Source organism: Photorhabdus tasmaniensis (assembly GCF_011189505.1).
GTDB classification, from domain to species: Bacteria; Pseudomonadota; Gammaproteobacteria; order Enterobacterales; family Enterobacteriaceae; genus Photorhabdus; species Photorhabdus tasmaniensis.
In genome coordinates, this window is record NZ_PUJU01000008.1 from 22,063 (window position 1) to 43,013 (window position 20,951).

A 20,951-nucleotide genomic window follows, 5' to 3' on the forward strand; every position below is an offset into this window, starting at 1 on the left:
CGAAAATACACGAAAAAATAAATCTATAATAAATTATTGGAAATATAATATGGAATGAGTGAAAAATAAAGTTAAAAACAAAAAAATCAAAATGGAATTAGCTAACAGCTCAGAAAGATAATCTGCAATAAATAAAAAAATCTTTAACTCACTTTTCTATTTTCGAGCTATCACTATGATAATGTGCTGATTATTAATTAATTTATTATCACGCAGATGTTTTATTTGTCTATTTGGTCATTTCATTAATTATTGGATCTCATCCCTGGAAGATAAAAGAATAGCTAGCTTTATCACCATGTACCAATATTCCACGATTAATCGCCTCCACCTCTGTTATTTATTGTATTCACATATTGTTGCAGAATATTACAATTTGACTAACTTTAAGCATAAATATTGAATAGCTTCATTATCGCCATCACAGTTCTTCGCAATTGGGTGATATTCTTGGTAGTTATCTGTTTGCTAATTCCTTGAACTGGAGATACTCAAAGAAAGATACCGGGAAAACTGTGCGTAATCTCAAAAAATTGCAATATTATACAGTGCAAATATTGAATAACAATTGATCATACTCCACACTAGTTGAAACGTTTCAGTTTTATTGCTTTTTCTTTTACGGTGGATTTTAACGCTTTTTTCTCAGTATTACTGAGACGATTCTATCTTCAGTGAGAGGGGAAAATTATGTTCCAGTTGGCTCTGCAAAATATCCACACTGGTGCAACTGCAACCAGTAAAGAGGATGCCATCCGTCAGGTGGCGGCCATGCTAGCCGCTAGCGGTAACGTCAGTGATGCTTATGTTGACGGCATGCTGCAACGCGAAAGGCAAATTTCGACCTACCTTGGCAACGGTATCGCCATTCCGCATGGCACGATCAATACCCGTGATTTGGTGCTGAAAACTGACGTACAGGTATTTCACTTCCCACAGGGTGTGGAATGGGATAAAGGCGCTATGTGTTATGTGGTCATTGGAATTGCTGCATGTTCCGATGAGCATCTGTCACTATTGCGTCAGTTAGCACACCTGTTGAGCGACGATCGCATTGCCGGGCAGCTAAAAGCTATTGATTCAGCTCAGGCACTGCGTAACTTGCTAATGGGAGAAGGCCAGCAAGCCGAGTTTAAATTCGATACCAGCCTGATTTCTCTGGATATTAATGCCGGCGATCTGATGACGCTACAGGCGTTGAATGCCGGGCGGTTACAGCAAGCGGGTGCAGTGGATACGACCTTTGTCAGCAAAGTGATTAACAGTAAACCGCTGGATCTCGGACAGGGGATTTGGCTAAATGATAGCCCTGACGGTAACTTAACCAGCGCGGTAGCCGTCAGCCGGTTATGCACGCGGGACAACGAACCGGTGGTGGTGATGTTGTTGACCGTTGCGGTTACTGACGACCAACCGCTGAATGTGTTGCATCACCTGAGCAACCTGCTATTAACACAAAAAGCCGAATGTTTGCTGAAAGCTGATGCGCCGACGATACTGGCATTGCTGACCAATGGCGAATCAGAGCAAAGTGAAATGTTCAGCGGGGAGTTCATCGTGCTCAATGATCACGGTTTGCATGCCCGTCCAAGTACGGTGTTGGTCAACGTTGCCCGGCAATTCTCCAGCGAAATTACCATGATCAACCTTGATGGTGCCGGTCGACCGGTAAATGGCCGCAGCCTGATGAAAATTATGGCGCTGGGTGTTAAAAAAGGTCATCGGCTTCACGTCACTGCCAACGGTGATGATGCACGGCAGGCGATAGCTGCCATTGGTGAAGCGATTGCTTCCGGTTTGGGTGAGAGGGCGGTGTAATGAAAACGTTGCTTATCGTTGATCCTTTATTAGGACTGGCCGGAAGCTATCTGGTGAAAACTGTCCTCAGTGCCGCTGCGGCGGAAAATGGGTTGATACTGACAGAAAATCCGGTTGAAGCCGATTTGGTGGTCGTGACCGGCGATACCATACCCGCCGATAACACCCTGAATGGCAAACGAGTTTATCTTGGCAACACGGAACAGGCATTGCATGCACCGGAAGAGTTCTTTCGGCAAGCAAAAGCTGACGCGAAGCCATATCAGATGCCGGCAACCGACCTGAGTTGTGACACAAAACGTATTGTTGCGGTTACCGCCTGTCCTACGGGGGTGGCACATACCTTTATGGCAGCCGAAGCCATCGAAACCGAAGCCAAAAAGCGTGGCTGGTGGGTGAAAGTGGAAACCCGCGGTTCAGTGGGAGCGGGTAATGTTATTACGCCGGAAGAGGTGGCAGACGCGGATCTGGTGCTGATAGTCGCGGATATTGACGTAGATCTGGCGAAATTTGCCGGTAAGCCGATGTACCGCACCTCAACCAGCCTGGCGTTGAAGAAAACGGTTCAAGAGTTTGATAAAGCATTGGTTGAAGCAAAGCCTTTCGAGCCGGAAAGACAAGATGCTAAAGCCGGGCAAGGGGAAGAGAGCACCGGCATCTATCGCCATCTGTTAACCGGCGTTTCTTATATGCTGCCGATGGTGGTGGCGGGTGGTCTGTGTATCGCGTTGTCATTTGCTTTTGGTATCACCGCATTTAAAGAACCGGGCACATTGGCGGCAGCGCTGATGCAGATCGGGGGTGGTTCAGCTTTCGCTTTGATGGTACCTGTGCTGGCAGGTTATATCGCTTTCTCAATCGCTGATCGCCCAGGTCTGACGCCCGGCCTGATTGGCGGCATGCTGGCAGCCAGCACGAATGCGGGCTTTATCGGCGGCATTATTGCCGGTTTCCTTGCCGGTTACACGGCGAAGTTGATCAGCACTAAAGTGACGTTGCCGCAGAGTATGTCCGCGCTAAAACCGATCTTGATTATCCCGTTATTCGCCAGCCTGATTACCGGTCTGATTATGATTTACGTTGTTGGTAAACCGGTCGCCGGTATTATGGCGGGTTTAACCCATTGGCTCTCAAATATGGGCACAACCAACGCGCTCCTGTTAGGTGCCATTTTGGGTGGGATGATGTGTGCCGATATGGGAGGCGCGGTAAACAAAGCTGCCTATGCGTTTGGTGTTGGTTTGCTCAGTTCGCAAACCTATGCGCCGATGGCGGCCATTATGGCAGCGGGAATGGTTCCACCGTTGGCAATGGGTGTGGCGACACTGATTGCCCGGAAGAAATTCGATAGCGTTCAGCGGGAAAGCGGCAAAGCCGCATTGGTGCTGGGCCTGTGCTTTATTTCCGAAGGGGCGATCCCTTTTGCTGTCCGTGATCCGATGCGTGTGCTCCCATGTTGTATCGTCGGTGGTGCGGTGACCGGGGCGATCTCTATGGCAGTGGGCGCACAACTGATGGCGCCGCACGGTGGCTTGTTTGTACTGTTGATCCCAGGTGCTATCACACCAGTACTGGGTTATTTGATGTCAATTATTGTCGGTACACTGTTGGGAGGATTAGCTTATGCCGCGCTGAAACGTCCGGAGCCGGCCACAGCCAAAGCGTAAAAATAGTTTAATGAAAAGCTGAATTTTTCGGCAATTGTAAAAAAATACTCATTTAATCGTGACCTCATTCGCATTTTTGCTATTTTCCGATTGTTATTTGTCTCTTTAAATTAGATACAAATACATTCAAAAAAATGAAGAATAATTATGAGTCGTGGTCTGCTTAAAAAAGAGGGGGTTGCTCAGGCATGTCTGGCGCGTTATCTGCTAGGTGAGTGCAATGGTAACCGCTTGAAGACCATTGAAGAGCTGTCGTCTGACTATGCGTTGTCGGTTGGGTTGGTACAACTTGCATTAAAAAAATTGGAGAATTCCGGTGCAATTTGTGTGGATCGGCGGGGGCGTAACGGCAGTTACCTGGTCAGTCTGGATCACAAGGCGCTGTTAGCACATGCCGATATCGGTAATGTGGTTTGTGTGATGCCGTTGCCTTATACCCGATTGTACGAAGGGCTGGCGAGTGGTCTGAAAGCGCAATTTGATGGTATTCCGTTTTACTTCGCCCATATGAGAGGTTCAGACGCCAGGGTGGAATGTCTGCGTAACGGCATTTATGACCTGGCAGTGGTATCTCATCTGGCGGCGCAAACTTATCTGGAACAGCGTGATGTGTGCGCTGTACTTGGATTAGGCCCACATACCTATGTTGGGGCACATCAACTGATTTATCGCAAGGGAGGAGAACATAACATCCGTCGTGTTGGGTTAGATCATCACTCTGCCGACCAGAAGATCATGACAGAAGTGTACTTTGCCGGGCAGGATATCACGTTGGTGAGTATCTCTTACCACGAGAGCCTGGACAAGGTAGCAAAAGGTGACATTGACGCCGTGATCTGGAACGTTAGCAGAGAATATGAACTGAGTTCCCGGGAGCTTATTGCGGTACCGCTCCATGGAAATCCGTTCTTTATACAAGCTTCTGAGGCGGTGATTTTAACCAGAGTTGATGACATTCCGATTCAACAACTTTTACGTACTACAGTGAATAAAACAGAGTTATTGGCTCATCAACAACGTGTGCTGACAGGTCAACAGGATCCAAGTTATTAGTTTGAAATGGACGGAGTAAATGAAATGGAAAATCGACTGAATCTGCTCTGTCAGGGAAATGTCATCGATCAGGACATCTGCGATGGCATGTTGCAAGTTGTGACTCAGCTTGAGAATGATTGGGAAATCCCTGTCAGGAACGGGCTGGGTGAAATGGTAATAACACATATGGCAAATGCGTTGATGCGCTCGCGCCGGGGAGAACAAATCGGTTCAATGGATGCTGAACTGCTGATGGAAGTACGTCAATCTGATGCTTTTGCACATTTGCAGGCGATTAACGCTTCATTGCTGGCACAATTTGACGTGCAATTACATCCCTGTGAAGAGGGTTATCTGCTGGCGAACTTGTTTAGCCTTTGGGCGGCAAAAGATCAGGGGTAGCACGGCAACAGAGGTGACGGGAATTTTTTTCCATCAAATATTCAAAAAAATGATGACTTAAACATTTATTATTTATTGCTTTGGCATTGATTGCTGTCAGGCGTACAAGGAGGTACAGCATGTTTATTAACGCACTCAAAAAACAAAATTCTGCACTGATTGAAACCGCCCATACATTATGGGTGCAAGGAGCTTTACTGCCTGATAGCTATGTTATTGACGTTGATCAGGTTTTGGAAAATGCCGGACGATTGCTTGCGGTAGCGAAGTTCTATGATATTGCGCTGTATCTGATGACTAAACAGATTGGGCGTAACCCCTGGTTGGCACATAAACTGATAGAACTGGGTTATCAGGGTGTGACTGCGGTGGATTTTAAAGAAGCCAGGATATTCATGAGCAGGAAGATCCCGGTTATCCATGCCGGTCATCTGGTACAGATCCCCCGTAACATGATCTCCTCAGTGATACAGCAACATCCGGAAGTGATCACGGTATTTTCTTTAGAAAAAGCGGAGGAAATTTCCTATCTGGCACAGCATAAAGGAAATGTGCAATGTATTATGCTGAAAATCTATGATGATCATGATCATTTATATCCCGGACAGGAAGCAGGTTTTCATTTATCGGCATTGAACACTGTTGTGCGACGCATTATGGCGATGCCCGGCGTAAAACTGATGGGATTAACACATTTTCCTTGCTTATTGTGGCAAGAGGTGCTGCAACAGACGCTGCCTGCACCGAACTTATTTACTTTGTTGAAAGCAAAAGAGATTTTACAGCGGGCAGGGGTTGAGGTAACACAGATAAATGCACCGTCGGCGTCAAGCTGTAGCACGTTGTCGTTACTGGCAAAATATGGTGTTACCCATACAGAACCCGGACATGCACTAACCGGAACAATCCTTGCCAATTTTCAGGGAGAACAGCCCGAACGTATTGCTATGCTGTATCTGACAGAAATATCCCATCGGTTTAACGGCAACAGCTATTGCTATGGAGGCGGTTATTATCGCCGTGGGCGAGCTCATAACGCGTTGATATTCATGCCAAATGGCCAAATCATATCCACTCACCTGTTACCGATGGATAACAGCAGTATTGATTACCACTTTTCCCTTAACGGTGAATTTCCGGTCGGCTGTGCTGTCGTGTTGTGCTTTCGCACTCAGATATTTGCCACCCGTAGTGATGTGGCGTTGGTCAGCGGCATCCAGTCAGGACATCCGGTATTGGAAGGGCTTTATGACAGCCAGGGAAATCGTATCCCTGCTAATGGGCAGTGCCCTCATGACTAAGCAAAACCGGTTTGATGCATCCGGCTATACCTATGCGCATGAGCATCTGCATATTGATTTATCGTCATTTAAAAACAACATTGACTGCCGGCTGGATCAATACGACCTGATTTGTGATGAGATGAAAACATTGGTCAGCCTGGGGGTACGCAATATTGTAGAAATGACCAATCGTTACATGGGACGTAACCCACAGTTTATGCTGGATTTGATGAGGGATTCCGGCATTAATGTGGTGGTCTCAACTGGCTATTACCAATCTGCTTTTTTTCCTCAGCATGTGGCACACACCACCGCCCGACAACTGGCGGATGAAATGATCGCTGAGATTGAGCAGGGTATTGATGGTACGACGTTGAAAGCCGGGGTCATTGGGGAAATTGGTTCCAGCAAAGGGGCGATTACGCCTGATGAAGAGAAAATATTTCACGCTGCGGCTATCGCGCATTTGGAAACCGGGCGCCCTGTCTCTACCCATACTTCATTAAGCACGATGGGGCTTGAGCAATTGGCATTACTGAAAAAGCGGGGCGTAGATGCTGAACGGGTGGTTATTGGTCATTGTGATCTCAGAGACAATCTGGACAGCATACTGCGCATGATTGAACAGGGGGCCTACATACAGTTCGACACAATTGGCAAAAACGATTACTACCCGGATGAAAAACGGATTGCCATGTTACAGGCACTGGCCCAACGCGGTCTGCTTAACCGCGTCATGTTATCGATGGATATTACCCGTCGTTCCCATTTGAAGGCTAATGGCGGCAATGGATTTGAATATTTAATCAGCACTTTTGTGCCGATGTTAAGCAATGCCGGATTAACGCAGATAGAAATTGATTTGATGTTACGTGATAACCCTGCTGTATTTTTCAAATAAAGGAAAAACATATGAGATTTGTTATTGGAGGACAAATTGAGAAGGAAAAAATTGCTGAAACCTTACGCCGCCTGGCTGGGGATAAAGTCTCATCCATTACTTTAATGGGCGACATTGATGCCGCTATGGCCCTTAAGAACGGCAATGCCGATTACTACCTGGGTGCCTGTAATACCGGTGGGGGCGCTTTGGCAATGGCGATTGCCATCGTGGGTATTGATCAATGCGTCACCATCAGTATGCCGGGGAAAATCCTGCCTGATGAAGAAATTATTGCCCATATTAACGCTGGGAAAACTGCGTTTGGTTTTACCGGTCAGGATATAGACGCTGTTATTCCGGTGGTTATCAGGGCTATTTTTTCTTCATAAGGACAGGAAGATGGAATATGAATTTTTCACACGTTTAATGGAAATTGATCCGTTTAAAGCCGGTTTGCTGGCCGTTATTGGTGGAATATCCACCATGATGGCTAACCGTGGTATTGCGGTGTTTCATGACGGGTTGCGCCCTTTAATCCCGGAGCATCTTGAAGGACGGATGAATCGTAAAACCCTGGCTGCGACCAGTTTTGCGTTAAGTTTTGGCCTGGTTATCGGTTTTGGTATCCCGTTCTCGCTGACGGCACCCATTATTCTGGTGCATAGCCTGTTACTGGGAACCGACGTCATTGGTACCTGGTGCACAAACAGTAAAAAAGGTTTCATACTTTCTGGTGTCTTGGGGGCGCTGTATGCAGTCGCTTTGATGACGGGTTTACGATCTGTTGTCGATATCTTTGCCCATTTGCCGGTTAATTTCATGAATAACCTAAGTAAAGTGGGCGATCCCATTGTTGCCTGCTTCGCGTTGTTTCCTGCCGTTGTTGTGGCCTATCAGTACGGATATGGTAAAGGGATATGGGTACTGATTGCGACATTGGTGGGGTATGTCGCGACGAAAGCGATAGGCTCACTGAGTTTTGGCGGTTCCCTGGATAAACCGGTACAACTGGATCCTAACGGGATAGCGTTGCTGATCTCAATGATTGTGATGTTCTACTTTGCCATGAAAGAGCGTGCGCCCAAAGCAGGAGATGGGCCAGATCCGGCTAAAGGCGCGAATGAGATGCTGGTTGGCTTGTTTTCCACGCGGATCCAACGTATTCAAAACAACATCTGGTTATTGGTACTCAGTGGGGGTTTAACTGCGGTAGCGGCCTCGATGTCACTCAGTTTATTGGCAGAAGGCCCTGTATCACTGCAACTGATGGCTCAGGGTGAAGGGGCTAACGCCATGTTGGTAGCGCTTGCCAGGGCGATCAGTTTTGTTCCGTTAGTGGGGATGACGGCAATTGCCACCGGGGTTTATAGCCCGGTCGGCATGAAGTTCGTGTTTGTCGCTGGATTAGTCACGAATAACCTGTGGATTGCCTTCATTGCCGGCAGTGTGATTATGTTTATGGAAATTAAACTACTGGCAAAAATTGCTATCTGGCTGGATAAATACCCTGGCGTAAAAGCCTGTGGCGACCATATTCGTACTGTCATTACCCGTATGTTGGAAGTTGCGTTATTGGTAGGGGGAATGATTGCTGCCAACGCTATCCTGCCGGGAATGGGATTTATGGTGGTAGCGGGCATTTACCTGCTCAACCGTACATCTAAACGTCCTTTGGTTGAAATGGCGATTGGGCCTATCGCAACGATTATTGTTGGTATTTTAGCCAATATTATCCATTTGATAAGCATCGGTTAATTGAATAGAGCTCCCCCTTATTTTTCGATGAAAAAATAGAGGGGAGAGCCGGAGAGCAGATATTGAACACTTATCCATTACATAGTCTGAATATGGCGCAGGCACAGCAAAAACAGTTTCGTTTGGTTGATATTATCTGCCGGCATTTTCCCGGCGCAGACTTCCTTACCACGGGAGATTTAGGGTTGGTACCGGGGTTGAACCAGCCACAGATGACACAGCGGGTTGAACGGGTCATTGCTGGTTTCTTTTCAGTCGGGGCCGCCGTGTTGGTGCAAGGGGCGGGAACCGGCGCAATACGTTGTGGGTTAGCGGCATTACTCAACGCGGGCGATACCCTGCTGATCCATGATGCGCCGTTATATCCCACGACAGCGATGGTTGCTGAACAGATGGGATTACATCTTATTCGGGCAGATTTTAATCAACCAGAACAAATACGGACTGCGATTTTGCAACATCGGCCAGTGGCCGGACTGGTACAGCACACGCGGCAGAAAATTGATGATTCTTATGAGCTGGTGGCTGTCATATCGCTGCTGAACTCGGCGTCACTGCCGGTTCTGGTTGACGATAATTATGCTGCTATGAAAGTGGAACATATCGGTTGTGAATGTGGTGCTGCGTTATCGACTTTTTCCAGCTTTAAACTGTTCGGCCCGCAAGGTGTCGGTGTTGTGGCAGGTCAACAAGTGCTGATAGACAGCATCCGGCGTAATATGTATTCAGGCGGAAGTCAGGTACAGGGATTTCAGGCGTTAGAAGTATTGCGTGGACTGGTATTTGCGCCAGTGATGCATGCGGTACAGGCTCAGGTTAATGAAACGCTGGTCATTTGGCTTAATCAGGGGGTCATACCGCAGATAAAACAGGCTCTTATCGCAAACGCACAATCGAAAGTATTGCTGGTGGAATTTTATGAAGAGATTGCAGAACAGGTACTTTGTTTTGCCCATCAACTCGGTGCACTGCCTTATCCGGTAGGTGCTGAATCAAAATTTGAAATACCGCCTTTGTTTTACCGGGTGTCCGGTACATTCCGTCAGTCTGATCCCACATTAGAGAAACGAATGATAAGAATAAATCCCAATCGAAGTGGTGCGGAGACGGTAATGAGGATTCTGAGTCAAAGTTGTGCGCAGGCCGTCGCCTTGCTGTAGGTAAGAGGCTAAAGTAAGCAGAAGATTATTCTGGACATAGAGTAACATCCGCCGCAATGGGCGGTATATATCGTCAGTCATCCAAAACGCTTTCAATATGTTTTGTCGGCATAAAACTTTATCGTTTGAGGGAGTAGAAAAATCTGTGATGCCATTATTGTATTCCTGATTATTACTGCAATGATCAATAGTTTGGTGAGAAACAGCTAATAGTAAAATCAACTACTTATAATAAGAAATGACCTATAGACTCAGAATATCTTGGTGGGATATAGAGGTCATAACCCTTTTTTTTGCAAAGTAACCTTAACTCCAAAACCGATGTGACGGAAAATTTCTCATAAATATTTTCAAAATGTTTTTCTACAGTACGGCATGAAATATTCATTTCAGTGGCTATATCTTTATTACTAATACCACAGCAAAATAAAAAAATAATTGTCCACTCTTTATCTTTCAATAAATTATTGGGTGGCTTGGGGCAGATAGATATTGGTATATTATTCTTAATATAATGAGATATGGTAAAATGATCGATTTCTTTGGCATGAGAAATGATTCCGATACATTGATTATCCTCACTCATCAATGGATATTTTTCACAAAAATAGGATTTAGGTAGTTGACCACGACCTTGAGGATAAGTACCAATAGATGATACTCGCTGCATACACGCTAAGACTATGCGCTCATGTTCTTTAAAATGGTGAGCAAAACCACTAACGGGTGTTGGTAATTCTTCATCAGTATATCCTATAATATTAAAGTTTTCAGGTAACTTATTGGCTTTAATAAACATGCTATTTGCGTAAATAAAACGAGATTCCTTATCTTTTACAAACCAAGGATCAGAGCCTTTATCCCACATATGTGTTAACTGAGGAGTAATAAAGGGGACTTTTTTAGATTCTGATTGACTCATATATATCCTTTAAGGAAATTATTTTTTAAAAATTATTGAACATAAATACTTATTAAAAACAAGGAGAAAATTCCGTAGAGCTATCTATTTTATCAATAAATAATGAACAAAGGTAGTATATATAAACAGGGAAGTAATACGTAATCTAAGACAATAAAAATTTTTCTGGGATATAATGATTGAAATTATTGCTCAGACAGTATTCTTCCAGTTGCCGACTAGAATTTATGCCTATTTTACAATATATTCTGGTCATATGTGTTTCAATCGTATGATAGGCGACATTCAGTATTTTTCCAATCTGTTTCTTGGAGTGCTTCTGTAAAAAAAGAAAGATGATATCCCACTCGCGTTGGGTAAAAAGATCAGTCGGTGGTTGGAGTATAATGGATGATGGTAGTTTTTCATAATATTGACATAATTGGGTCAATGAATATTCCTTAGCTTTCCACATATGGTACATAATTCCCATACAATTACCATTGTTATGATAAAGAGGTAATTTTTCACAAAAATAGGATGACTGAATTTGCTCTTGCCCGAATACATGAGTTTCAAGTGAACATACTCTTTGCCCTTTTGTCATGACATTTTTATCGTGAATAATAAACTCTTTTGCAAATTCAGCACCATCCCAAGGAAGCTGATGATCATAAAGCCCTTCATAATCAAATGATTCTTTAAAATTGTGAATAAATTTTTTTGTCGCTGAATTACCATAAATGAAATTTGAAGAACTATTTTTTATTCCCCACGGCTCATTGCTCATTTCCATTGTGTTAATAATCTGCGGTGATATTGTATAGTCCTTCTTCATGTTAAGAAAAACTCCTTTTTAATCTACAGGTTAAGAAACATCTTACTTTCTGGATGCACAAATCTTTCTGGTACATAGAGATCATAATCATTCATTCGGCAATATTCTTCTAATTGATAACTGGAATTAACACCAATTCTTCTATATATCCGTAAGATATGCGTTTCAACGGTGCGATAGGAGATATTCAACATTTTGCCCATTTGCTTACTGGTATATTTTTGTAAAAGAAGGAAAATAATATCCCATTCCCGCTGAGTAAATAAATCAGTTGGTGGTTGAAACATAATAGATGCAGGGAGTTTTCCATGGTATAGACGGGTTAATGAAAAATCCTGAGCTTGCCAACCGTGATATATAACACCTATACAGTTTCCGTCTTCATGATAAAGAGGATATTTTTCAAAAAAATAAGATGACAGAATTTGCTCTTTTCCAAAAATATGTGTTTCAAGTGAACATATTCTGTCTTCTTTTTCCATCACTTTTTTATCATGGAGCATGTATTCTTTGGCAAATTCAGCACCGTCCCAAGGAAGCTCATCTTCATAAAGTCCTTCAAATTCGAATGAACTTGAAAAATTTTTAAGAGATTTTAATGCTAAATTACCATAAATAAAACATGAATTTATGTCTTTTACTCCCCAAGGGTCATTACTTTGCTCTAATGTATTAATGATTTGGGATGAAATGGTTAATTTACTATTCATAGTGTCATTCCTCTTTTGCTAGTCTTAAAATTTGATTGTTGATATTTAAGTTTATTGTCATTCTAATTCTATGCTACCAATAGTGACAAATCTTTCTGGAATATAAAGATCAAATTTGTTTTCTTTGCAGAAATCTTTTAATTCTGCATGCAGTGGCAAATCAAATTTTCGGTAAATTGACTGAATCTGATTAACCACATTTTCCGTACTTATCATTAATTCTTCACTGATACTCTCTTCATCTAATGAGCGAAGGGTTAGAAAGAGAACTTCCCATTCAGTTTGCGTCAGCGTGTCATTAGGGGGTACGAATTGCAGTGCCGACGGAGATGTTTTTTCATAATAATAGGCAACAGAAAAATTTTCAGTTTTGCACATATGAAAAGTGATACCAATACAATGGCCCTCTTCATCACAAAGTGGATATTTATTACAAAGATAGATTTGCTTAATCTTATGTTCTTCAAATGGATGAGTTTCCAATGAAGTGACTCGTTGCAGGGTTTGAGTAACTTTCTGATCCTGACGGTAGAACTCTTCTGCATATTCTGCAATAGGAGAAGGTAATTCATCGGTAGAAAGCCCGGTAATATCGAAATCTTCTGGTAAATTGAGTAGTTGATAAAAAGCGGAATTGGCATAGATAAACCTTGATTGGCGATCTTTAGCTCCCCAAGGTTCGCTGCTTTTTTCCCACATGTGAATTAATTGTGGGGTGATATTATTGGGTTTGTTTTTTATATGTTGCATTGTGACTCCTGAATGATTATTTCAGCCGTTATCTGCGAGGTCTGCCTGCTAATTTATACCTTCACTATACTTAAAATATCTTGGTCACATAATATAATATAATAACTTGCGCGTCAAAATACATATATTTATTAATCAAATATTATTATTATTTTATATAGGGATTTTAATTATGAGTAAATATAACAAATAATACTATTGCATATAAAAACATTTTATAATGATTAATAATCAGATAAATTAATGAATTTTATTTTTCAGTTATGAGTAATTAAGTGACATGTATCAAGAATTTTCTGTCCTAAACCGGGGATGGAGAGAGCTACTCTTATAACGATGACTTGTAATAGGATGAAAGAAAAGGTGTTATTTCTGGGCCAGAATAATGCGCATAAAATAGTATTTAATTGAAATAATGTGCGATTAATTAAAAAATATTTCTTAAATAGAGTCTGCGAGACATTGTAATTCGATAAGGTATATTTGTAAATTATCAGCATAATCAACTATATGAGATTTTTAACCCAAAAACCAGGTTTGAATTTTTTGGCTGTTGGAATAACTAAACTTAAATAAAATTAAGGTTAGGTAAATTCCGCTTAATTTAATTTTTGAAGAATAATGAAATAAAAAACTTACTTAAAATGGTATAGCTACAAGATATAAAGTTGTATTTCAAACTCCACTTAGATATTTGTAACAACTTTGTACTTTGCTCCACTTCTGATGATTTTGTATCAATGGCTTTTGCCTTGAGGGAATAGATGAGCAATTACGTGTGAAGGGGATCACATTACTTGTGGTAAACATCCTGGCATTTACATTATTGTCGGTGGTGTACCCACTATGTTGAGTATGGGACGCCGAATTTCTCTTTATCAGAGAAGAATGCGGGAGGTATTTAGCTCGATCCGTCGATACTGGTGTTTATGAATATTCTTTTTCTTTATATTTTTATCGCAGGGTGTTTGATATTAAAATCTGCAAAAAATAGACATCTGGACATTAAAAAGTTAACTATTACGAGGCAGATTCGACTACCAAGATAAATTAAATAAAATAGGGGGAGAAATAGGTAATAATGAAATCGATTATTTATAATAAAAAGTGACCTATTGGTTGAAAATATCTTGGTGGAATATATATATCATAGTCATTTTCTTTACAAAATAGCCTTAATTCAATTGATGAGCTAATTGATAGTTTATTATAGATACTTTCAAAATATCTTTCCACGGTATGGAATGATATTTTCATTTCATCAGCAATACATTTATTATGGATGCCGCGACAGAATAAAAATATTATTGTCCATTCTTTTTGTGTCAATATATTGTTAGGTGGCCTAAGTCTAATGGACATAGAGGTATTATTCATCATGTAATGAGATACCGCGAAATGATCTATTTCTTTAGCGTGAAAAATAATTCTAATACATTGATTATCTTCATCCATTAATAGATATTTATTACAAAAATAGGATTTAAGTTGTTGACCATTGCCTTGAGGGTAAGTACTAATAGATGATATTCTCTGCATACATTCTAAAACCTTGCGGTCATGCTCTTCAAAAAGGTTAGCAAAATGATTGAATGGTGTAGGGAGTTCTTTATCAGTATATCCAATAATATTAAATTTTTCAGGTAACTTATTAGCTTTAATAGAGATAGCATTTGCATAAATAAAGCGAAATTCCTTATCTTTTATAAACCATGATTCTGTGCTTCTATCCCATGTATTTGTTAACTGAGTGGTGATAAAAGGAACTTTTTTACATCCAAATTTTTTCATGTATAGTCTTTAAAAAATTATTGAATATAATTATAATGTTTTCAAATAAAAATATATTCCAGCAAGAATGGTTATTTTGTCCATTAATCATGGGCAAGGGTGGCGTATAGAGGCCGGAAATAAATACGTAATTTAATACAATAAAAATCTTTCTGGTATATAGTGATTGAAGTTATTAACCTGACAATATTCTTCCAGTTGCTGACTGGAGTTAATCCCTATCTTGTTATATATCCGAGCCATATAAGATTCAACAGTACGATAGGCAATATTCAATACTCGCCCAATCTGTCTTCTGGTGTTTTTCTGTAGAAAGAGAAAAATAATATCCCACACGTTGAGTAAAAAGATCAATCGGTGGTTGGAGCATAATGGAGGTGGGGAGTTTATCATGATATTGATGCAGGTGAGTTAATGAATAATTTTGGGCTTCCCAGCCGTGATATATGACACCCATACAGTTTCCATCTTCATGATAAAAAGGCGATTTTTCGAAAAAATAAGATAACAGGACTTGCTCTTTTCCAAATATATGTGTTTCAACTGAGCATATTCTTTGCTGTTTTTCTATCACTTTTTTATCATACTTAATAAATTCTTCTGCAAATTTAGCGCTATCCCAAGGGAGTTCATTCTCATAACGCCCTTCAAACTCAAATGCATTTGAAAAGTTCTGAAGAAATTTTAATGCCAGATTGCCGTAAATAAAGCATGAATTTTTATCTTTGATTCCCCAAGGTTCATTACTTGCTGCCAGTGTGTTGATAATTTGAGGTGATATGGTGATGTGATGACTCATATTACAATTCCTTTTTCCCCAGTTTTCGAGCGTCAATCTTGATATGTTTGAGTTGCGTAGCTAGTTTAATACTTTATTGCCAGGAAAGACAAATTTTTTGAGAAAATAATAATTATGGCTGTTTTTATTACGAGAATTGTTTAATTATAGATGTCATTGTAGATTAAATGTCTATTAAATTAGTTGCGAAGTGATATTGTTTGGTTCTTTTATTATATTTAAGATAGTAAAGCCTTAATGTTGCTCCAATCCCAATAAAAATACTGCGATATATCAATTCAAATTCGCTATCCATTGTCTTTATTTAGGAAGGTAACAACGGCAACCGAGATCAGTTGCCGTATTGAAAATTGCTCCTGATGGCGCGAGATCATTAGCGGATCCAGATATAAAATAGTCTGACTTGTGAATTTCTCCATAATATAATAAAAGTTCAATTTGGTGACAGTTATTCACAGATTGCGACAGATAGGATTAATTGATCTTGTAACTTAAATTGTGTAATTTCCTGTTTTTGAGATGTTTTCGATTCAAAAATGTTGAGCCACTTATTGCTGACAATGATATAAAAATAGTTAACCTTCTAAGTCATAAGAACGCCGCATTATTCTTTTTCTGAACTAGACTTTGAGTGGTATGAATTGCAAAAGGATTATTTTTAAAATAATTCAATATATTGCTTATAAAATAATATTACTTAATGGATATATATGAATCACAAGAATAATTTTAAGGCTTTTTCTATTAGTGATAATGCGAATGTAGTCAGTCAGGAAAAATATGAGGAAAACCAGAGTTTGCAGACTGGATTTACACCGGATAATGTTCCCACACACTTGTTAAATAAGAGGAACCACTAAAAACTTTTCACAGCCACAAAATTGAGTAAAATGTAGACACAACACCTCTCTGCAAGGTAATGCCGTCATGATACCGCCTCGTTCTGCTTTAAAAAAAGACAAGCTGGCATCCGAATATCACCGTCGAAAAATCGATGAATGAGGTGATCCGCTGCTTGTTCTTGATAAGTATGTTGATTTCTCGGCACTGGCTGACACCATAGACCGTGTCGCACCACGTATTATTTCTCCCAAAGGGGGACGCCCGCCATTCCCGACTGAGGTGATGGTTCGCATCATTATCCTGAAACATTTCCATCATCTTTCCGATGAAAAGATGGAATATCAATTGCTTGACCGAATGAGCTGGCAACGTTTTTGTCGCTTGACCGATGTCATTAATATTCCAGACCGTAACACGATTTGGTGTTTTGAAAAACGGATTGGGCAGGAAGGTGCCAGCGCGTTGTTTGAAGAGGCGAAGCATCAGCTTTCGGCACAGGGATTCGTTCCCAGAGGTGGTCAAATCATTGATGCCAGTTCCTAATTCCGGTATGTGATGAAAAAGCGATGAGTTTATTTTTCCCCTGAAAAAGCAAGAAAAAGTCATACACAATAAAGTCATTTATTGGTGAGTGCAAAATTGATCTTATTTTTTGTATTGAAAGTTTTTAGAGGTTCCCTATCATATATAGCTAATGCTATTGATTTGATGCCAATGTGATTCTATTATTACCTTAGCGGCATATTTATCGGTGAGAGGGGGTTACATGCCAACAAGATTGGTAGATCCTGGAAAGGTTAATGCAGTTTTCGCTCATTTGAACGAGAGCTCAGATAATCACACCCTCTATATTGCGTTATCTAAGGGTATCGATATTACCGATCAGATAAACGGATTGGCACTGGCTCCGGGTTATCGTATGGTTCGCGTTGATGGGCGCTTTGGTGATCGAATTAATCAATCTCATTTTGAACTGGCGCTGCTTAACGATGTGTCTCAAGAAGTCGTTTATTATAACAGGGTTATCATACAGCCTGATGTAGTATTAAATTGTCGCCCAGTAACACAAATTCTTGTTTGGCGTATTCTGAAGCGTGAACACCGAACGATTTTGCATGAACTGGCTGGTCAGGTGTTCTTCGGTTACTTGCTCGAATCTTATAATGTGATCGTGTCAGATATGAATCAGACTCATGACGGCATTTCTTTTTGGCAGGCCCGTATGTATGACGCTCTGGCGTATAAGATGCATGTTTATGCTTACGATATGATCACATGTGAGTTGCATAAAATTTTGTCTGATGAGGAAATTGCTAGCAAAGAGTCGTGGTTATGGGGAGATCCTGAACACTATCAAAACAGACTGGCAATTATTTCAAAAAACGAATTACCTATTCAATAAACCTGCCACTGTGCGGGTTTTTTCATAGATATACCCATGCTCTGCGCCATTGGCTTATACTGATAAAGCGTATATTATCATCTAAAATGTACGCCAATGGCGCACTAAAACATGATATTTATAGAGACCTATATCTTCACTGAAGATTGTAAAGAGTTGTTAAATGACGATGAATATCATGAATTTCAGCAATATCTCGCAGACAATCCTACTGCTGGTGATGTTATCCAACACACTGGTGGCTTACGTAAAGTCAGATGGGCATCTAGAGGGAAAGGTAAGCGGGGTGGTGTGCGCATTATTTATTACTATAAAGTAGATGTCTCACACATCAGGCTGTTGCTGATTTATAAAAAAGTATCAAGGATGACCTTAGCGAATCAGAAAAGAAAGTCTTGAGAGCACTAAATGAGGGGTGGTAACAATGGATAGTAAATTATTTTCCAAGCTAACTGAAAGCATGACACAGATGAACGAAATTATTAATGGCGAACGTGCTGCCTCTCGTGAAACTCACGTTGAAGCAGTAAAAGTAAAGAATATTCGTCAGGCAACCGGTTTAAGTCAGACTGGTTTTGCTAAGTTAATTTCCGTTAATGTTGGAACTTTGCGAAATTGGGAGCAGGGAAGGCGTGAACCAACTGGGCCAGCAAAAGCATTGCTTAAAGCAATAGAGAAAGATCCGGTTCATGTTTTAAAGGCATTATCTATGTAAATAGAACGCATCGAAATTCCTAAGCCCCGCTAAAACGAGGTTTTTTTTTGCTGGCTGCTTTCACTTCCAGTACCTTGATGGTATTGGAGTCTACCAGACCGCCGCCCAAATATTTATCGGTGTGTACCTTATAAAATCCCGGTTCGGTGATATTGTCGGGACGGGTGCGGGTACCTGTCTCATGGCCAACGATGAAATAACCCCGCTTGAAGTCACCCAGACCGATCACATCATCTGGCATAAATTCGAGATAGTGGACAGGCAAACCCAATAGCATATCGGGATCACCCGCCTGTAAACGTTCCCGCCAAATATAATCCCCATTACCGTTTTTGAGTTTTTGCACTTTAGCAGCAGTATTAGAGTTCATTACCCAAACCGCATTTTTGCGGTATTTATTGCGGAGTTTAAATTTCAGGTCAATCAGGCTATCTGCTATCTGCTATCTGCTCAGGTACTTCTATTTTTTGTAATGTCCCGAAAGTACGCGCTGGATCACTTTTGGTATCACGAGGATAAGTTAAAAAGCCTTTAACTTTCTTAGCGCCGTCACCACTGACCAGATCCGTTTCTTCGGTATCGACAAAAGTCTCCCCCATTTCCGTTGTTAACCAGCCTAATAATGTCTACGTCACTGAAATCTAAGATTTCCTGTGTGGTTTTTGGATAGGCTCAGATAGGGAATAGCTTAATGCTGACTTCTTCCAGCTTTGGCGTACTGGTTTCGGTGCGAGCTTTACCTTCTTCTTCGTGATTGATTACCGTATTGCCCACAGAAACAAGCTGTTTGTATTCGTTACTGTATGTGGTTTTAATAGCACAGATCTTACGCATCACTGATTCATCGGTCAGTTGCTGCATGATTTGCTTATTCAGTTCAGGGATGACGGTATAACCACCATCAGCCGGAACGCTGGTAAACAGTGAACGGGTTTCCCCTGTCAAGATATAGTGACGTAACTCATCATTACTGACTGCTTTATCACCTGATACGGGTTTACCTGCCTGTGAGCGCTCCTCATCAGCGATAGCCTCATAACGGGCCATTTCAGCATTCAGGGATTCGGACTGACTGCGCAATTCGTCAAACTGTTTCGTTGTCGCTCAGTGAGCGCTTTTCGTCTTCTGCTTTAGTGAGAAGGGGGCGCATTTGATGGGGCAGATCAGCTTTTTGCTGGCGCAATTCAAGTAATTTTTTCATGATGTTTTGCGATTGGTTTTTATATGCTTAAAACACTATTTAACATCATGATAAATAATAAAAAAGCCTCTATGTTTCAGAGGTTAAACATAGGAAAGCATGAGGGCGGAATATTTACCAAAGTTTTCATTCACAAAATGATAAATTTTTCACATAAGTTGTTGGTGACATCCACGATATTTTATCACATGTTAAATAACCCTCATTTTTTAACTTATAGCTAACATAAAAAGATATCGGAAAACTAACGATAAATGATGCAATCATCAGCATGCTCAGGTACTTAACAATCAACTTGTTAAATTTAGGCAGCCTATCAAAGATAAAGAAAAAGATAGAGCCTGATATAGAATAAAATAATAGAGGAAAAGACATAAAACATATGACAACTGTGCTAGAAAATATTATCTCATCTTTCATTAGTATTAATGAAACAACAGAATTAATAACTAAGCACATCATAAATGTCACTATTAATAACAGTATTAGTCCTCCTAATGCTTTAAAATATTTATTATTCACCTCAACCTTCCTAATCCATTAAAAAAATATTGTAAGTCTGCTGCTGGTGTTCTTGGTTTGCTTTTCATTGCTTCTTTTAAAAACGCTATTAATTTTTCACTTATTCCATATTTTTTGTCAAGAATGTCTAAACCATAAGCTACCAAAATACCAGTAACCAAAACTATTCCAGCAACAGCGACAATACTGCCACCTAAAATAGCTGTAGCAGTTAAAACTGTACCTACAGCCCAAGAGGCAACAGCGATAATAGCTGTCTTAGCCATATCCATTGTTATGTTGCCGATAAAATCGGCTAAGGTATATTCATCCTTAAAAATACTTTCTATCACTCGGTAACCAATAGAAAAGATAATACAGAATTTAACACCTTTGACAATACTTGAATTAAGACCTTGCTGGCCTATCCCCATTGCTAGCATTTTAGGGTGATTGGCACCGTATCGTGTTCCCCTGACAAAGCGTCTAAGACCTGC

18 protein-coding genes and 4 pseudogenes are annotated in these 20,951 nt (G+C 40.8%); 13 read left to right on the forward strand and 9 right to left on the reverse strand.

Annotated features, from left to right (window positions below):
- Positions 1-690 precede the first annotated feature (690 nt).
- The 9 genes from fruB to C5471_RS05150 all read left to right on the forward strand — a co-directional run bounded on the left by fruB (position 691) and on the right by C5471_RS05150 (position 10,003).
- On the forward strand, positions 691-1,818 hold the full coding sequence (fruB, locus tag C5471_RS05110; RefSeq protein WP_133815783.1) for a fused PTS fructose transporter subunit IIA/HPr protein: 1,128 nt from the start codon (positions 691-693) through the stop codon (positions 1,816-1,818).
- Positions 1,818-3,485: a PTS fructose transporter subunit IIBC gene (gene fruA, locus C5471_RS05115; protein WP_133815782.1), complete on the forward strand. Its 1,668-nt coding sequence runs from the start codon at positions 1,818-1,820 to the stop codon at positions 3,483-3,485. Before fruB ends, fruA begins: the two co-directional genes overlap by 1 nt.
- Before the next feature lie 147 nt (positions 3,486-3,632).
- Complete coding sequence (yhfZ, locus tag C5471_RS05120; RefSeq protein ID WP_133815781.1) at positions 3,633-4,538, forward strand: GntR family transcriptional regulator YhfZ; 906 nt, start codon at positions 3,633-3,635, stop codon at positions 4,536-4,538.
- 24 nt (positions 4,539-4,562) lie between these two features.
- Positions 4,563-4,922 (forward strand): PRD domain-containing protein, encoded by a 360-nt coding sequence (locus C5471_RS05125; protein ID WP_133815780.1) that lies wholly within the window; start codon positions 4,563-4,565, stop codon positions 4,920-4,922.
- A 119-nt stretch (positions 4,923-5,041) separates the two neighbouring features.
- Positions 5,042-6,223, forward strand: coding sequence for a YhfX family PLP-dependent enzyme (locus tag C5471_RS05130; protein ID WP_133815779.1), 1,182 nt, complete (start codon positions 5,042-5,044; stop codon positions 6,221-6,223).
- Positions 6,216-7,106, forward strand: a complete 891-nt coding sequence (locus C5471_RS05135; RefSeq protein WP_133815986.1) for a phosphotriesterase-related protein — start codon at positions 6,216-6,218, stop codon at positions 7,104-7,106. The genes C5471_RS05130 and C5471_RS05135 overlap by 8 nt, the downstream gene beginning before the upstream one ends.
- A gap of 11 nt (positions 7,107-7,117) precedes the next feature.
- Positions 7,118-7,477 (forward strand): DUF2620 domain-containing protein, encoded by a 360-nt coding sequence (locus C5471_RS05140; protein ID WP_133815778.1) that lies wholly within the window; start codon positions 7,118-7,120, stop codon positions 7,475-7,477.
- A 10-nt stretch (positions 7,478-7,487) separates the two neighbouring features.
- The gene (locus C5471_RS05145) at positions 7,488-8,843 is read left to right on the forward strand and encodes a YhfT family protein (protein WP_133815777.1); all 1,356 of its coding nucleotides are present in this window, start codon (positions 7,488-7,490) and stop codon (positions 8,841-8,843) included.
- A gap of 62 nt (positions 8,844-8,905) precedes the next feature.
- Positions 8,906-10,003 (forward strand): aminotransferase class V-fold PLP-dependent enzyme, encoded by a 1,098-nt coding sequence (locus C5471_RS05150; RefSeq protein ID WP_133815776.1) that lies wholly within the window; start codon positions 8,906-8,908, stop codon positions 10,001-10,003.
- Positions 10,004-10,229: 226 nt separating this feature from the next.
- On the opposite strand, the gene C5471_RS05155 is transcribed toward C5471_RS05150, so the two are convergent.
- From C5471_RS05155 to C5471_RS05180, 6 genes and pseudogenes are all read right to left on the reverse strand, one after another.
- The gene (locus tag C5471_RS05155; RefSeq protein ID WP_133815775.1) at positions 10,230-10,925 is read right to left on the reverse strand and encodes a helix-turn-helix transcriptional regulator; all 696 of its coding nucleotides are present in this window, start codon (positions 10,923-10,925) and stop codon (positions 10,230-10,232) included.
- Positions 10,926-11,070: 145 nt separating this feature from the next.
- Positions 11,071-11,742, reverse strand: coding sequence for a PAS and helix-turn-helix domain-containing protein (locus C5471_RS05160; RefSeq protein ID WP_133815774.1), 672 nt, complete (start codon positions 11,740-11,742; stop codon positions 11,071-11,073).
- 23 nt (positions 11,743-11,765) lie between these two features.
- Positions 11,766-12,452 carry a helix-turn-helix transcriptional regulator gene (locus tag C5471_RS05165; protein ID WP_133815773.1) on the reverse strand — a complete coding sequence of 229 codons (687 nt, stop codon included), beginning with the start codon at positions 12,450-12,452 and terminating at the stop codon, positions 11,766-11,768.
- 57 nt (positions 12,453-12,509) lie between these two features.
- Positions 12,510-13,202, reverse strand: coding sequence for a PAS domain-containing protein (locus C5471_RS05170; protein ID WP_133815772.1), 693 nt, complete (start codon positions 13,200-13,202; stop codon positions 12,510-12,512).
- Positions 13,203-14,297: 1,095 nt separating this feature from the next.
- Positions 14,298-14,993 carry a helix-turn-helix transcriptional regulator gene (locus tag C5471_RS05175; RefSeq protein WP_133815771.1) on the reverse strand — a complete coding sequence of 232 codons (696 nt, stop codon included), beginning with the start codon at positions 14,991-14,993 and terminating at the stop codon, positions 14,298-14,300.
- Positions 14,994-15,125: 132 nt separating this feature from the next.
- A pseudogene (locus C5471_RS05180) lies at positions 15,126-15,792 on the reverse strand (LuxR C-terminal-related transcriptional regulator).
- A 927-nt stretch (positions 15,793-16,719) separates the two neighbouring features.
- On the opposite strand from C5471_RS05180, the pseudogene C5471_RS05185 reads away from it, so the two are divergent.
- The 4 genes and pseudogenes from C5471_RS05185 to nadS all read left to right on the forward strand — a co-directional run.
- Positions 16,720-17,172 (forward strand): annotated as a pseudogene (locus C5471_RS05185) (transposase); the annotation flags it as partial.
- 229 nt (positions 17,173-17,401) lie between these two features.
- Positions 17,402-18,037, forward strand: a complete 636-nt coding sequence (locus C5471_RS05190; RefSeq protein ID WP_133815770.1) for a hypothetical protein — start codon at positions 17,402-17,404, stop codon at positions 18,035-18,037.
- Positions 18,038-18,148: 111 nt separating this feature from the next.
- Positions 18,149-18,459 (forward strand): annotated as a pseudogene (locus C5471_RS05195) (type II toxin-antitoxin system RelE/ParE family toxin).
- Positions 18,460-18,461: 2 nt separating this feature from the next.
- Positions 18,462-18,752: a NadS family protein gene (gene nadS, locus C5471_RS05200; RefSeq protein ID WP_133815769.1), complete on the forward strand. Its 291-nt coding sequence runs from the start codon at positions 18,462-18,464 to the stop codon at positions 18,750-18,752.
- Between the two features lie 19 nt (positions 18,753-18,771).
- On the opposite strand, the pseudogene C5471_RS05205 reads toward nadS, so the two are convergent.
- From C5471_RS05205 to C5471_RS05215, 3 genes and pseudogenes are all read right to left on the reverse strand, one after another.
- Positions 18,772-19,953 (reverse strand): annotated as a pseudogene (locus tag C5471_RS05205) (phage major capsid protein).
- Between the two features lie 126 nt (positions 19,954-20,079).
- Complete coding sequence (locus C5471_RS05210) at positions 20,080-20,475, reverse strand: DUF1240 domain-containing protein (RefSeq protein ID WP_133815768.1); 396 nt, start codon at positions 20,473-20,475, stop codon at positions 20,080-20,082.
- Positions 20,472-20,897, reverse strand: coding sequence for a hypothetical protein (locus tag C5471_RS05215; RefSeq protein ID WP_242688576.1), 426 nt, complete (start codon positions 20,895-20,897; stop codon positions 20,472-20,474). The genes C5471_RS05210 and C5471_RS05215 overlap by 4 nt, the downstream gene beginning before the upstream one ends.
- Positions 20,898-20,951 lie beyond the last annotated feature (54 nt).

Bases quoted from the DNA above. Each gene is read 5' to 3' on its own strand.
- fruB (WP_133815783.1), top strand. From the start codon at position 691: ATGTTCCAGTTGGCTCTGCAAAATATCCACACTGGTGCAACTGCAACC.
- fruA (WP_133815782.1), top strand. From the start codon at position 1,818: ATGAAAACGTTGCTTATCGTTGATCCTTTATTAGGACTGGCCGGAAGC.
- yhfZ (WP_133815781.1), top strand. From the start codon at position 3,633: ATGAGTCGTGGTCTGCTTAAAAAAGAGGGGGTTGCTCAGGCATGTCTG.
- C5471_RS05125 (WP_133815780.1), top strand. From the start codon at position 4,563: ATGGAAAATCGACTGAATCTGCTCTGTCAGGGAAATGTCATCGATCAG.
- C5471_RS05130 (WP_133815779.1), top strand. From the start codon at position 5,042: ATGTTTATTAACGCACTCAAAAAACAAAATTCTGCACTGATTGAAACC.
- C5471_RS05135 (WP_133815986.1), top strand. From the start codon at position 6,216: ATGACTAAGCAAAACCGGTTTGATGCATCCGGCTATACCTATGCGCAT.
- C5471_RS05140 (WP_133815778.1), top strand. From the start codon at position 7,118: ATGAGATTTGTTATTGGAGGACAAATTGAGAAGGAAAAAATTGCTGAA.
- C5471_RS05145 (WP_133815777.1), top strand. From the start codon at position 7,488: ATGGAATATGAATTTTTCACACGTTTAATGGAAATTGATCCGTTTAAA.
- C5471_RS05155 (WP_133815775.1), bottom strand. From the start codon at position 10,925: ATGAGTCAATCAGAATCTAAAAAAGTCCCCTTTATTACTCCTCAGTTA.
- C5471_RS05160 (WP_133815774.1), bottom strand. From the start codon at position 11,742: ATGAAGAAGGACTATACAATATCACCGCAGATTATTAACACAATGGAA.
- C5471_RS05165 (WP_133815773.1), bottom strand. From the start codon at position 12,452: ATGAATAGTAAATTAACCATTTCATCCCAAATCATTAATACATTAGAG.
- C5471_RS05170 (WP_133815772.1), bottom strand. From the start codon at position 13,202: ATGCAACATATAAAAAACAAACCCAATAATATCACCCCACAATTAATT.
- C5471_RS05175 (WP_133815771.1), bottom strand. From the start codon at position 14,993: ATGAAAAAATTTGGATGTAAAAAAGTTCCTTTTATCACCACTCAGTTA.
- C5471_RS05190 (WP_133815770.1), top strand. From the start codon at position 17,402: ATGCCAACAAGATTGGTAGATCCTGGAAAGGTTAATGCAGTTTTCGCT.
- nadS (WP_133815769.1), top strand. From the start codon at position 18,462: ATGGATAGTAAATTATTTTCCAAGCTAACTGAAAGCATGACACAGATG.
- C5471_RS05215 (WP_242688576.1), bottom strand. From the start codon at position 20,897: ATGCTAGCAATGGGGATAGGCCAGCAAGGTCTTAATTCAAGTATTGTC.